The 12,544-nt window shown below is 70.9% G+C and carries 10 protein-coding genes; 6 read left to right on the plus strand and 4 right to left on the minus strand.

Annotation, left to right across the window (positions count from 1 at the left end; all coding sequences use genetic code 11):
• The first annotated feature begins 95 nt into the window (after positions 1-95).
• Positions 96-1,316, plus strand: coding sequence for an imidazolonepropionase (gene hutI, locus ACIHCQ_RS20230; protein ID WP_399663872.1), 1,221 nt, complete (start codon positions 96-98; stop codon positions 1,314-1,316).
• On the opposite strand, the gene ACIHCQ_RS20235 is transcribed toward hutI, so the two are convergent.
• The 4 genes from ACIHCQ_RS20235 to ACIHCQ_RS20250 all read right to left on the minus strand — a co-directional run bounded on the left by ACIHCQ_RS20235 (position 1,277) and on the right by ACIHCQ_RS20250 (position 7,421).
• Positions 1,277-1,900, minus strand: coding sequence for a hypothetical protein (locus tag ACIHCQ_RS20235; RefSeq protein ID WP_399663874.1), 624 nt, complete (start codon positions 1,898-1,900; stop codon positions 1,277-1,279). The two genes, hutI and ACIHCQ_RS20235, sit on opposite strands and share 40 nt — an antisense overlap.
• Positions 1,866-5,432 carry a hypothetical protein gene (locus ACIHCQ_RS20240; RefSeq protein WP_399663876.1) on the minus strand — a complete coding sequence of 1,189 codons (3,567 nt, stop codon included), beginning with the start codon at positions 5,430-5,432 and terminating at the stop codon, positions 1,866-1,868. The genes ACIHCQ_RS20235 and ACIHCQ_RS20240 overlap by 35 nt, the downstream gene beginning before the upstream one ends.
• Entirely contained in the window at positions 5,425-6,330 is a 906-nt protein-coding gene (locus tag ACIHCQ_RS20245; RefSeq protein WP_399663878.1) for a hypothetical protein, read from the minus strand. The genes ACIHCQ_RS20240 and ACIHCQ_RS20245 overlap by 8 nt, the downstream gene beginning before the upstream one ends.
• A 128-nt stretch (positions 6,331-6,458) precedes the next feature.
• Entirely contained in the window at positions 6,459-7,421 is a 963-nt protein-coding gene (locus tag ACIHCQ_RS20250) for a ricin-type beta-trefoil lectin domain protein (RefSeq protein WP_399663880.1), read from the minus strand.
• Between the two features lie 315 nt (positions 7,422-7,736).
• On the opposite strand from ACIHCQ_RS20250, the gene ACIHCQ_RS20255 reads away from it, so the two are divergent.
• The 5 genes from ACIHCQ_RS20255 to ACIHCQ_RS20275 all read left to right on the plus strand — a co-directional run bounded on the left by ACIHCQ_RS20255 (position 7,737) and on the right by ACIHCQ_RS20275 (position 12,474).
• The gene (locus ACIHCQ_RS20255; protein ID WP_399663981.1) at positions 7,737-8,402 is read left to right on the plus strand and encodes a formylglycine-generating enzyme family protein; all 666 of its coding nucleotides are present in this window, start codon (positions 7,737-7,739) and stop codon (positions 8,400-8,402) included.
• The gene (locus ACIHCQ_RS20260; RefSeq protein WP_399663882.1) at positions 8,399-9,094 is read left to right on the plus strand and encodes an aspartate/glutamate racemase family protein; all 696 of its coding nucleotides are present in this window, start codon (positions 8,399-8,401) and stop codon (positions 9,092-9,094) included. The genes ACIHCQ_RS20255 and ACIHCQ_RS20260 overlap by 4 nt, the downstream gene beginning before the upstream one ends.
• Before the next feature lie 143 nt (positions 9,095-9,237).
• On the plus strand, positions 9,238-10,362 hold the full coding sequence (locus tag ACIHCQ_RS20265; protein ID WP_399663884.1) for a GNAT family N-acetyltransferase: 1,125 nt from the start codon (positions 9,238-9,240) through the stop codon (positions 10,360-10,362).
• A gap of 9 nt (positions 10,363-10,371) precedes the next feature.
• Complete coding sequence (locus ACIHCQ_RS20270; RefSeq protein WP_399663886.1) at positions 10,372-11,682, plus strand: glycosyltransferase; 1,311 nt, start codon at positions 10,372-10,374, stop codon at positions 11,680-11,682.
• A complete protein-coding gene (locus ACIHCQ_RS20275) occupies positions 11,683-12,474 on the plus strand; it encodes a polysaccharide deacetylase family protein (RefSeq protein ID WP_399663888.1) in 792 nt (263 codons plus the stop codon).
• The last annotated feature ends 70 nt before the right edge of the window (positions 12,475-12,544 follow it).

Here is a 12,544-nt window from a genome sequence, read left to right on the forward strand (position 1 = left end):
GTAGGGGGAGGACCTGAGTGGGGGTAAGCCCGCCGCAGCGCACCCCGCACCCCGCAGGCAGGCGCCCGCGCCCGTTCCCCCGCACAGAGGAACCCATGACCACCACCCTCATCACCAACATCCGCACCCTCGTCACCAACGACCCCGACCTCGGCGACGGCACCCCCCTCGGCCTCCTCCACCACGCCGCCGTCCTCATCGACGGCCCCCGCATCGCCTGGGTCGGCCCAGCCGGCACCGCCCCCGCCGCCGACACCGCCTACGACGCCGACGGCCGCGCCGTCATCCCCGGCTTCGTCGACTCCCACTCCCACCTCCTCTTCGCGGGCGACCGCACCGAGGAGTTCAACGCCCGCATGTCCGGCCGCGCCTACTCCGCCGGCGGCATCCGCACCACCGTCGCGGCGACCCGCGCCGCCACCGACGACGAGCTGAGCGCCAACGTCGCGAGATACGTGGCCGAGGCCCTCCGCCAGGGCACCACCACCTTCGAGACCAAGTCCGGCTACGGACTGACCGTCGAGGACGAAGCCCGCGCCCTGCGGATCGCCGCGCGTCATACCGACGAGGTCACCTACCTCGGCGCCCACATCGTCCCGCCCGACTACGCCGACGACCCCGCCGCGTACGTCGCGCTCGTCACCGGCGAGATGCTGGACGCCTGCGCCCCGTACGCCCGTTGGATCGACGTCTTCTGCGAGCAGGGCGCCTTCGACGGCGACCAGGCCCGCGCGATCCTCACCGCGGGCAAGGCGAAGGGCCTGCACCCCCGCGTCCACGCCAACCAGCTCACGTACGGCCCCGGCGTGCAGCTCGCCGTCGAGCTCGACGCCGCTTCCGCCGACCACTGCACCCACCTCACCCAGCAGGACGTCGACGCGCTCGCGAGCGGGAACACCGTCGCCACGCTGCTCCCCGGCGCCGAGTTCTCCACCCGCGCCGAGTGGCCGGACGCCCGCCGCCTCCTCGACGCGGGCGTGACCGTGGCGCTCTCCACGGACTGCAACCCGGGCTCGTCCTTCACCTCCTCCGTCCCCTTCTGCATCGCCCTGGCGGTACGGGACATGAAGATGACCCCGGACGAAGCGCTCTGGTCCGCGACGGCGGGCGGCGCGGCGGCCCTGCGGCGTACCGACATCGGGCGCATCACACCGGGCGCCCGCGCCGACCTCGCGGTGCTCGACGCGCCGAGCCATGTCCACCTGGCGTACCGGCCGGGCGTACCGCTCATCACGGATGTGTGGCGGCAGGGCGAGAAGTGTCAGCGGCAGCCGGGTCAGCTGGGCCGCGCGGGCGGCACCGGCGGCGGGCTCTGATCACGCTGTGGCTCGGCCGACTCCTCCTCGACCATCCGCAGGAACCGGCTCCGGTCCTCCTCGGACCGCCAGGCGCGCAGCTCCAGCTCGGCATGCCCGTCCCTGCACTTGCCGAAGGTGAGCTTGAGACGCTTCTGGATCCGTTCCAGCAGGTCCTGCCACCACGACGGCATCGAGGCGTCCGAGTCGTTGGCGAAGGCCACCAGCCGCGCGCTGTAGAGGGCGGTGAGCTCCTCCACGGCAAACCCGTGACGCCACCAGCACGGCCTGATGTACTGCTGCATACCGTGCCGCTCCACGAGTTCGGTGACGAACTCGTCCAGTTCCAGCCAGGCCGCCCGGCGCTGCTCGCCGGTCAGAGTCTCCCAGCGGATCGGCTTCGGCTTGCCTCCGAAGGGCGGCGGCAGGGGCGGCGGCGGTGCGGCGGGCCGGGCCTCAAAAGTGTCCATACGGTCGTTGAGATGTGTCTCGACTCGCTCGATGTACTGCACGAGATAGTCGATCGACTCCTGCTGCGTCTGAATCAGGCCGACCAGCCGCTGTGTCTCGTCAGCGGCTTCCGTGGCTCCCGTGGCTTCCGGCATCGGCTGTTCTCCAATCCACGTCGAGTACGTACACGTCCGAATCGACCCGTCCCACGACGGTTCCCGTCTCCGGCACCGTGCAGACGTACGTCTCTTCCGGAAACGCGATGTTGTCGAGGCACTGACCCGAGGCCAGATCCCAGACGGGGACCACCGAATCCCCACTGGCCATCGCGATGTCGCGCCCCCGCATACGGCACGCGGACACGGAAGTGAACTCCCCCGCCCGATGTCCCCGCAGTGCCCGCACCCGTACACCGCGCTCCAGATCCCACAGCGCGGCGTTCCCGTCCAGGTCCGCGCTCACGGCGGTCACGGGACCGGGCAGCGAGGTCAGCGCGAGGCCGAAGGTGTCGGCCGAGAACCGGCCGGGCAGCGCCCTTCCGGTGCCCCGGGCCAGATCCCACACACGGATTTCGGCGTCGAGACTGGTGGTGGCGGCAAGGTGCTCGCCGCGTTCGGACACCGCGCAGACGACGCGGTCCACGTAGTCATTGTGGCCCTCCAGCACATGGAGTTCCTCGCCGGTCGTCACATCCCAGGCGATCGCGGTGCCGTCGCTGCTCGTCGTCACACAGACCGTGGGCGCGCTTTGGCAGACACCGATGCGCCAGATCGGGTACGCGTGACTGATGAGGCTGTGCACCTCTTCGCCGTGCTGAGGGTCCCAGACCATCACCGTGTGGTCGTCGCCGCCCGTGATGAGCAACGGCCGGCCGGGTTCCACCTCGCTGCACACCACAGAGGTGACCCGCTCCGTGTGTCCGCTCAGCACATGCAGCGCGTCGCCGGTCTCCGCGTCCCAGAGCCAGACGGTCGGATCCCCGCCCACAGCGGCGATGACGGGCCGCCCGCTCACCTCAGTGGTCTCGATCTCGTAAATGGCGTCGTCCGGGCCGGTCAGCACCCTCAGCAGCGCCCCCGTGCGCAGGTCCCACACGCGTACTTCGGCGTCCTCGCCGCAACTGACGAGGGCGTCTCCGGTGGCGAGCCGGACCGTCGTGACATCGTAGACACGGCCGTCATGGCCGGGCCTTCCCCGGCCTCCGGTCGCCCAGCGGGGCCGCAGCGTCAGCGGCGGCTCGGCAGGCGGGTCGATGAGGGCGGCGACGAGAGAGGGCATGCCATGCTGCGCCCCGGTGAAGGCCAGCAGCTGCCTGCGAGTCCGTCCGTCGGACGTACGCAGCCGGGACACCGCCGCCCGGTAGACGCGGGCCTGCCTGCGGGTGATGGGAGAACCCATACGCTGCGGGTCCACCAGCGGCAGCAGGACCGCCGGGTCGGCGTGGACCAGGAACTCCGGATCGGCGAGCAGCTGTTCCAGCCTGCTGCCCCGGTCGGGCGCCGTGCTGCCGGGCGGCGAGGGCACGGGCGCCGCATGGCCGACCGCCTCGCCGCGGTGCCGGTTCGACAGCCACTGGGGCTGTCGGTCACCCTGCGGTTCCGACTCGCTGCGGACCGCATGAGCCGCGATGTACTTGCGGGTGTACGCGGAGGCGCCGGCCCAGTCCGTGCCGTCGACGGTACGGCGCAGCCGCGAATGCAGCACCCTCGTGAAGGCGGCGTGAATGGCCGCCGGGTCCAGGTCGTCCTGCTCCCGCAGCCACTCCCCGAGAGCCTCGTGGTAGAGGCTGTAGACGGAGCCGCCGTCCTCGACGGTGTCGACCACATAGGAGCCCGCGGCTTTCATGAGCCAGCGGATGTCGTCCTCGCTGTACGGAGTGGAGGACAACTCCGAGGCGAGGCGCGGCCAGATGTCCTCGAAGGGCAGGCCCTGCCCTTCGTGGTGGGCGAGGGGCCTGAGCAGGTCTATGGCCCGCTGCCGCTGGTCGCCGAGGCGTTCCAGGTCCGTGCGCATCGCCCGGCCGGCGTGACGCGGCAGGGCGGCACGCCACCGGGAGTCGTGAGGATCGGGGATCACGGGGTCCGAGGCGAGCCTCAGACTGGTCATCCGGGCCACCAGGAACGAATGGCCGGCCGCTCTGGCGATGGCCTCGGCGACCGCCGCCGCGGTGGCCGTCGGGACCGAGTCCGAAGCGTAGGGGCTGTCGGGTGAACTGTCCCTGAGCCCTTGCAGGGCGTAATTCTTGAGCGCCTTGAAATCCGCGTACTTCTCCGCGTCCAGATCGATGACGTTTTCCGCGCTCTGCCGGGACAGTTTGAAGACCGGCAGCAGGTGCGGACGTGTGCCGACGATGAGCCGGACGCGGCCGTGAGAGTGAATCGCGAGATTCAGGAGCAGGTTCTCGCACAGCTCGTAGGGCGCCGCCGACTCGTCGAGCGCGTCGACGATGACGGTCAGCGGGCGTTCCCGGTCGCGCAGGCGGTCGATGAGCTGGCGTACGGTCTTCGCCTCCACGCCGGCGGCTGCGGCAATTCCCTGAAGCACCTGCCCCGACTGCTGGTTCTTGGCGTAGATGACGGTGTCGACGCTGCCGACCGCGAAGGTGTCCGCGGACAGTCCCAGCCGCCGCAGCGGCACGGCGGGGCGGTGCTGGGCATCCGTCACCGAGGCGACCATCCCCAGCAGAGCCGACTTCCCCGACCCCGGATCCGCCGTGATCGCGAGCAGCGGCCTGTCGGGGGACGGGTTGCGGAGCCATTCCGCGATGTCGTCCTGCGCCTGCTGCCGCCCCTCGAACCACCAGCCGCCGTCCGAGTCGGGGGAGGCCTTGGCCTTCGGCCGAAGATGCTTCTGGTATTCGAGCTGCCGCTCCTCCTGCTGCCTCTTGCGTTCGCGCACGTGCTGCATATGCAGGTCGAGACCGGTGAGTTCGGGGTCGTACCGGGGGTTGGGAAAGAAACGGGTGCTGTGCAGATCACCGAACGCCCGGCACTGCTGCTCGCCCGGGCCGCAGTTCGCGTTCATCCGGTCGACCAGGGTGTTGATCATCAGGTACTCGGGGCCGTGTCCCGCTGTGGCGCGGTCCTCGACCGCCGCACGGAGCCGGGCGGGGAACACGCCGGGCCTGGCGACATCGCCCACCCGAGCTGAGTTCATGACCACGACAGTGCGGTCCGGTTCGCCCATCCCGGCGAGATTGGCCTCGGTATGGGCCGCAGCCATCAGTGCGTTTCCGCCGCGAGCCGCGTAGCAGCAATCGAACATCAGGAGCAGATTGCGGACCTTGGTCCCGCGCAGCATGTCCGCCGCGAGACTCTCCGTGGATACGGAGGTGCCGCTGATGTCGCCGTGAACGGTGTCCTGCATCAGCAGCCGGTGCCCATGGGGACCCTCCCCCGGATCTCCGTGGGTGCCGATGTAGACGGCGACGCAGTCCTCCGCGGTGAGGTCTGGAGAGCGGCACACCTTTTTCAGCTGATCCTCAAGCTCCGCCTTCGACGGATTGAGACCGAGGCCGAGGAACAGCTGATAGCGGAGCCGTTCCGTGAAGAGGCGCACTATGTCCTCGCGGGCCGCCGCCAGCCCGGGCAGATCCCAGTCGCGCCACCGCCCGAAGGTGGTCACCGCCGTCGCGAGCAGGTATCTCCTGCCGCCCGGGTTCTCCGCGTTCTCCGCCTGCTCAGCCATCGAGGCCTCCGGCGATCGCGGTACCGGTCATGGCGTCGCAGAGATACGCGGTCGCGTCGTGCGCATGGCTTCCGTTGTGCACGACGCGCCCGTGTACGACCTGGCCCAAGGGCTGCCCGAAGACGGTGTGCAGGTTCTTCCGTAACGCGACCACGTCGCCCTGGTCGACCACATTGGTCCACTGGAATCCGGCAGCACTGCCGGGCCACTGGACCTTTCCGGTGTCCCGTACGGGCTGAAGGTGATCGAGGATCAGACGCGGAATCCCCAGCGGCGATCCGAGGGTCACGAACGCGCGCACGTGGTGGCCGCCCGCGCTTCGTGCGAGTGAGCAGAGGGTCTCGTACGCGGCGATGGATCCCAGCGAGTGTGCGATCACCACGCGCGTGTCCGGCCCGATCAGGGCGCGCAGGCGGCTCTGGACCTGCTCGCGCAGACTCTCGCGGTCGGGCGTCCCGGGTTCGAGCAAGTAGCGGCTGACCTGCTTGAGGTCGTACAGGAGGGAGCGGAGCGCCAGACCGGAGAAGAACGATGACGAGGCCAGCGCGAGCAGGGCGGCCTGTACGCGTGAGGGGACGCGGGCCATCGTGTTCGCCCCGGGAGGAGGCACCCGCTCGTCCACTGCGGCAGCCTCCGCCCACCAGGCCAGCAGAATTTCCTCTTCCAGCCCTTCTTCGACGTCCTGGGCGGTGAAGGGTGGATCCGCGACGTCCATGGTGTGCCCCGGCGGGCGGAAGAGATCACCGTAGAAGGCCATCCCGACATCGGCATCGGACAACGGCGCGCTTCTGCCCGCACGCGTCAACCCGTCATGCAGGGCGGGCAGCCATTCCCGCAGCAGCAGCTCTTCGCCGAGATACTGCTTCCCCACCCCATGGACACAGACCACACGAGCCACTGAGCCCCCTCATTGCCTCTCGTTGCCCCTCGCCCTGTTCAAGGGCAAGTGTTGGGCAGTCAGAAGGAGGCACGCAATAGCGGTACCGCCCGCGCGAGGAGGGAACGTTTGCACGAGGAGCGCGGGTGTCAGGCGCTGGACCAGCGCTGGTTGTCCCGGCCGTTGCATTCGAAGAGGACGACGGCAGTGCCGCTCGCGCCCCCGAAGAGGTCGGCGCATTTGCCCGACTGATCGGCCATCAGCGTGACGCCCGACAGGTGGAATCGCTGGCCCGCCGCGCCGTTGCAGGCGGCGAGTCCGATCGGGGTGCGGTCGGCGGTCTTGCCGCCCTCGACGCTCATGCACATCGCCCCGATCCGCAGGGTCCCGCCTGTCGCGACCCAGCTCTGCCCCGTCGAGGCGGCACAGGGCTGGACGGTCAACTGCGCGCTCGCCCCGCCCGACCCGCCGCTCAGGCACTTGCCGCCCGCTTCGACGGCCAGTCGCTGCCCGGACGGAGCTTTGGGCGAGGCAGAGCTTGTGCCTGTGCCCGTGCCCGTTGCCGGGCCGCCCGCCGGTTTCTTGTTCTTCCCGGCCTTGTCACCCGAAGCCGCCGTGGAACCGGTCGGGGTCGCGGCCGGGCTGGAGGTGGAGGAGGTGAGATCGCCGTCGGCGCTGACGGACGGTGCCGGGGAGGCGCTATCGGTGGCGGACGGGGCGACCTCCTCGGGCCGGACCTTGTCGGCCTCTCCCGCGTACTCGCTCGTATCGGCGTCCTTGTTCCCTGCACCGCTGATCACCACGCCCGCCCCGGCCAGCAGTGCGACAGCGCACAGGGCGGCGACGGCCCACAGCCGGCGGCGCTTGGGGGACTTCTCGCCGACCGCGGGCCCTGTGTCGTTTGCCGGAGCCGCTGCCGGTGGCGCCGAGGGCTTCTCGAAGGGTGACCACGTGGTTTTGCCGCGTCGCCGTTCCGCTGTGCCGCCCGATGATCGGCTGATGTCGGACTGATGTGCCGCGCTGGCCCGGGCCAGCGCGGCACGGGCAGCCGCCAGGCGCACCGCCTCGCGCGCTGACTCAGCTGATTCGTCGGTGGGGGGTCGGTCCGGCATGGGGGTAATGCTCCTTCGGCAGTTGATCTCATCGTCAGTCTGCCAGCGCCCAAGTGCGGTTCCTCATTCGGCGCGCCGCCCCATGCCGGCGTCAACGCTTCGCGGCATCACGGGGATTCGTGCCGTCCCACTCCGCCAACCCGTGCGCAATGCCGGCGCCGGCCGGTCCGGCGCTCGTGGCCGGGCAGGTCCAGCCGCCCGTCGGCCCACAGCCGGTGCATCGCCGAAAACCCGGACGGGTCGGCCAGACCGATTGAGTACGGTGGGCCACCCCGGACAGAGAGGCCCACCCGCGTGCACCCACCTGCCCCCGAGATGGTCCACGTTCCCGCCGGCGCCGTGGACCTCCGGGACGACCGGCGCGGTACCCGCTGGCGGACCGAGATCGCGCCCTTCCGGCTCGGCCGGTACCCCGTCACGGCAGCGCAGCTCGATCCCTCCGCGAGCGGAGCCCTGCCCGCGACCAACGTCAGCTGGCTCGATGCGGTCGACCTGTGCAACAGCATCTCGGCCCGGTCCGGACTGGACCAGGCCTACTCCCGCGACCCGCGGAGCGGGGAAGTCACCTGCGACTGGGCGTCCAACGGCTACCGCCTGCCGACCGAGGCGGAATGGCAGTACGCCTGCAAGGCGGGCACCAGCGGATACCGGTACGGCGAGATCGACGGCATCGCCTGGTACGCGGACAACTCCGACGGCCATGTCCACGACGTCGGCGGCAAGGCCCCCAACCCCTGGGGGCTGCACGACATGCTCGGCAACATCTGGGAGTGGTGCTGGGACCTCTACGACGAGGAGATCTACGGCTCCTACCGCATCTTCCGCGGCGGCGGCTGGGCCGAGTCGACGCGCGGCTGCGGCGCCTCCGTGCGCCGCCGCAGCCACCCCTCCTTCGCCATCGACGACCTCGGTTTCCGACTCGCTCAAACCGTTCAAACCGTTTCACCGGAGCCGTCCACGCCTGTCACAGTGGATCGATGAAGACCATCGGGCTCATCGGCGGCATGAGCTGGGAATCCAGCGCGGAGTACTACCGGCTGCTCAATGAACTCGTACGCGACCGGCTCGGCGGCCTGCACTCCGCCAAGTGCATCCTCCACTCCGTCGACTTCGCCGACATCGAGGCGCTCCAGGCCGCCGGGGAGTGGCAGCGCGCCGGTGAGATCCTCGCCGAGGCCGCCCGAGGGCTTCAGGTCGCCGGCGCCGACCTGATGCTGCTCTGCACCAACACCATGCACAAGGTCGCCGGGCAGGTCGAGGCCGCCGTCTCCGTACCGGTGCTGCACCTCGCCGACGCGACCGCCGATGCCGTACGGGCAGCGGGGCTCGTCCGGGTCGGGTTGCTCGGGACCGCGTTCACGATGGAGCAGGCCTTCTACCGGGACCGGCTGGCCGGGCACGGCATCGAGGTGCTCACGCCCGGTGCGCAGGAGCGCGCCCTGGTGCACCGGGTGATCTACGAAGAGCTGTGCGTCGGTGTCGTACGGGAGGAGTCCCGCGCCGCGTACCAGGACGTCATCGGCAGTCTCGTCACCGCCGGGGCCGAAGGCATCGTGCTCGGGTGCACCGAGATCGAGCTCCTCATCGGGGAACAGGACAGCCCGGTGCCCGTCTTCCCGACGACCCGGCTGCACGCCGAAGCCGCCGTGGCCGCCGCGCTGGACGCGCGCTAGGCGCCCTGGACGAGCGCTGGGCGCACAGGCCCGCTCTGAGCGCGTATCCGTACGTGCCCGTTCTTCACGGATCGGTCACAAATGGGTGATGCTCCCTACCCTGTCGGGATTTCAGCCGGTAGCTTCCCGCCCTGAGGAAGGCCATGGGGGAGCAGCGGGGGGTCGAGTTGAGCGGTGTACACATTCGCGTGGTGAAACCGGACGAGCTGAGCGAAGTGGAGACAGAGGTCTGGCGGGAACTGCGCGCCAAGACCGGCGCGCCCGCCAGTCCCTTCATGGAACCGGAGTTCACCCTCGCCGTCGGCCGCGTGCGGCCCGCGGCCAAGGTGGCGGTGCTGTGTGAGGACGGCGAGCCCGTCGGTTTCTTCCCGTACGAACGAGGGCGGCTGGGCCACGGACGTGCGATCGGTCTCGGCGTCTCCGACTGCCAGGGCGCCGTACTGAGCTCCGGCCTGAAGACGACAGCCCGCGAACTGCTGCGCGCCTGCGGCCTGTCCGCGTGGGAGTTCGACAACCTCGAAGCCGGGCAGGACGTGTTCCTGCCGGGCGCGGCCGAGGAGTCCGCCTCTCCCGTGATCGACGTCGGCGAGGGCTACGCGGCGTACGAAGAGGTCCTGCGCGCGCAGTCGCCGAAGTTCCTGCGGACGACCCTGGCCAAGGAGCGCAAACTGGGCCGACAGGTGGGCAAGGTGCGGTTCGTCTTCGACGAGCGCGACCCGGCGGCCCTGCGCGCGCTCATGGAGTGGAAGTCCGCGCAGTACCGCAGGACCGGCCGCCGGGACCGCTTCGCGCAGGAGTGGATCACCACCCTGGTCCGCCTCCTGCACGAGACGCGGACCCCGGGCTGCTCCGGGGTGCTGTCCGTGCTGTACGTCGGCGACCGGCCGGTCGCCGCGCACTTCGGGCTCCGCTCGCGCACCGTGCTGTCCTGCTGGTTCCCGGCGTACGACCCCGAGTTCGCCAAGTACTCGCCGGGGCTGATCCTGCATCTGCGGATGGCCGAGTCCGCCGCCGCGGAGGGCATCGGGATGCTGGATCTGGGGCGCGGCGCCGCGGAGTACAAGGACGCGCTGAAGACCGGGGAACTGCGGGTCCACGAGGGCTCCTCGGTGGTGCCGGGGGCGCGGGCCACGCTGTACTGGCTGAGCCGTGAGCCCGCGCGGCACGCACACCGTTTCGTACGCAGCAGGCCGCGGCTGGCCGGGTACGCCCAGCGGGCGCTGAACCACGTGGGCAAGGTGCGGGGCTCCAACCGACAGCGGGGATGAGGGGATCACATGGACGAGATACAGGTAGCCGAACTCGACCTGGACGGCCCCGACGGCGCCGTCCTCCACTTCGGCCCCGCCCCCGGCGGCGGCCCGCCCGTCCGGGACGGCGGTGACGTCTACGCCCTCGTCCGCCTCCGCGGCCGTCCCGCCGCGACCGTCGTCTGCCGGGTGCCGCCCGGCGAGGACCCCGCCCGTGTTGTCGCCGCGACCGCCCGCGCCACACTCGCGCACGACCTTACGTACGACCTCACGTACGACCGGGAACCCGCGCCGGTCATCCCGGCCGAACTGCCTCGTACGAGCATCGTCGTCGCCACCCGCGAGCGCGCCGATCAGCTGGCCCGCGCCCTGGACTCGCTGCTCGCCCAGGACCACCCGGACTTCGAGCTCGTCGTTGTCGACAACGCGCCCGCCACCAGCGCCACCTACGACCTCGTCGCGAACAAGTACGGCGAGCGCGTCCGGTACGTCCGCGAGCCCGTGCCCGGCCTCGCCGTCGCCCACAACCGGGGCATCGCCACCGCCGACGGCGCGGTCATCGCCTTCACCGACGACGACGTGATCGCCGACCCGCACTGGCTCACCGCGCTCACCATGTCCTTCGCCACCGACCCCGGCCTGGGCTGCGCCACCGGCCTGATCCTGCCCGCCCGGCTGCGCACGACCGCGCAGATCCTGCTGGAGAGCCACGGCGGCTTCGCCAAGGGCTTCACCACCCGCCAGTACGACCCGGCGCACCCGCCCGCCGGTGAACCGCTCTTCCCGTTCACCGCGGGCAGCTTCGGCTCCGGCGCGAACATGGCCTTCCGGGCCACGGTCCTGCGCGAGATCGGCGGCTTCGACCCCGCCACCGGCACCGGCACGCCCGCCAGGGGCGGCGACGACCTGTACGCGTTCGTCAGCGTCCTTACCGCCGGGCACCGGCTGCGCTACACCCCCGACGCGCTGGTCTGGCACCACCACCGGGAGAGCTGGCGGGACCTGACGAACCAGGCGTACGGATACGGGGCCGGGCTCACCGCGTATCTCACCGCCGTACTGGTACGCAGGCCCGCCCTGCTGCCCGCGCTGCTGCGCAAGCTCCCGGCCGGCCTCGCCCACGCCCGCTCGATCACCGCCCACCGCGAGGCGGGCGGCGGCGCCGTGCCCGGCGCGCACGGGGCGCAGGACCATCCCTGGCCGCGTCACCTCTCCCGGCTGGAGCGGCGCGGGATGCTGGCGGGCCCGCTCGGGTACGCGAAGGCGCGACGGCGGGTGCGCGGACTGCCGCTGCCATGGAACGAAAGAAGCGAAAGAAACGAAAGAAACGAGAGGTGAATGGAACGGATACCGGTACTGCTCTACCACGCGGTGACGGACGATCCGCCCGGCTGGATCGCCGAATTCTCCGTGACGCCGAAGGAGTTCGGCGCCCAGCTGGACGCGATCGTGGCGACCGGGCGCGCCCCGGTCACCGTCGGCGCGCTCGTGGACCACCTCGCGGGCCGCGCCCCGCTGCCGCCCCGGCCCGTCGTCCTCACCTTCGACGACGGCTTCGCCGATCTGCCGGGACCCACCGCCGAGGCACTGGCGTCCCGCGCGCTGCCCGCCACCGCGTATCTCACCACGGGGGCCATCACCCCGGGCGGGCACAGCCTCCTGCCGCCCGCGCCGATGATGACGCTCTCCCAGGTGCCGTTACTGGCGCAGTACGGAATGGAGGTGGGCGCCCACACGGTCACCCACCCGCAGCTCGACACCCTCCCCGCCGCCGCGCTCCGCCGCGAACTGCGCGAGCCCAAGGCGGTGCTGGAGGACGTACTCGGCCACGAGGTGACGCATCTGGCCTATCCGCACGGCTACAACAGCCGGGCCGTGCGCAGGGCCGTCGCCGACGCGGGCTACGCGTCGGCGGTCGCGGTCCGGCACGCGCTGAGCTCCGGGACGGACGAGGCGTACCGCATCGCCCGCCTCATCCTGCGCCGCGGTCATACGGTCGCGGACATCGAGGCATGGATGGACGGGCGTGGCGCCCCGGTCGCGCCGTTTCCCGACTCGCTGCCGACGGTCGGCTGGCGGCTGTACCGACGCGCCCGTGCGGCGGTGAAAGGGCCCGTCTTCGCGGGATGACGAGAGCCGCGCGAAAGCTACGCAAAAGCTACGCAAAGGCGAAGTGCATTCCTATACTTCACCGAAAGGG

The organism is Streptomyces sp. NPDC052236 (assembly GCF_044548015.1).
Classification (GTDB): Bacteria; Actinomycetota; Actinomycetes; order Streptomycetales; family Streptomycetaceae; genus Streptomyces.

Bases quoted from the DNA above. Each gene is read 5' to 3' on its own strand.
- hutI (WP_399663872.1), top strand. From the start codon at position 96: ATGACCACCACCCTCATCACCAACATCCGCACCCTCGTCACCAACGAC.
- ACIHCQ_RS20235 (WP_399663874.1), bottom strand. From the start codon at position 1,900: ATGCCGGAAGCCACGGGAGCCACGGAAGCCGCTGACGAGACACAGCGG.
- ACIHCQ_RS20240 (WP_399663876.1), bottom strand. From the start codon at position 5,432: ATGGCTGAGCAGGCGGAGAACGCGGAGAACCCGGGCGGCAGGAGATAC.
- ACIHCQ_RS20250 (WP_399663880.1), bottom strand. From the start codon at position 7,421: ATGCCGGACCGACCCCCCACCGACGAATCAGCTGAGTCAGCGCGCGAG.
- ACIHCQ_RS20255 (WP_399663981.1), top strand. From the start codon at position 7,737: ATGGTCCACGTTCCCGCCGGCGCCGTGGACCTCCGGGACGACCGGCGC.
- ACIHCQ_RS20260 (WP_399663882.1), top strand. From the start codon at position 8,399: ATGAAGACCATCGGGCTCATCGGCGGCATGAGCTGGGAATCCAGCGCG.
- ACIHCQ_RS20265 (WP_399663884.1), top strand. From the start codon at position 9,238: ATGGGGGAGCAGCGGGGGGTCGAGTTGAGCGGTGTACACATTCGCGTG.
- ACIHCQ_RS20270 (WP_399663886.1), top strand. From the start codon at position 10,372: ATGGACGAGATACAGGTAGCCGAACTCGACCTGGACGGCCCCGACGGC.
- ACIHCQ_RS20275 (WP_399663888.1), top strand. From the start codon at position 11,683: ATGGAACGGATACCGGTACTGCTCTACCACGCGGTGACGGACGATCCG.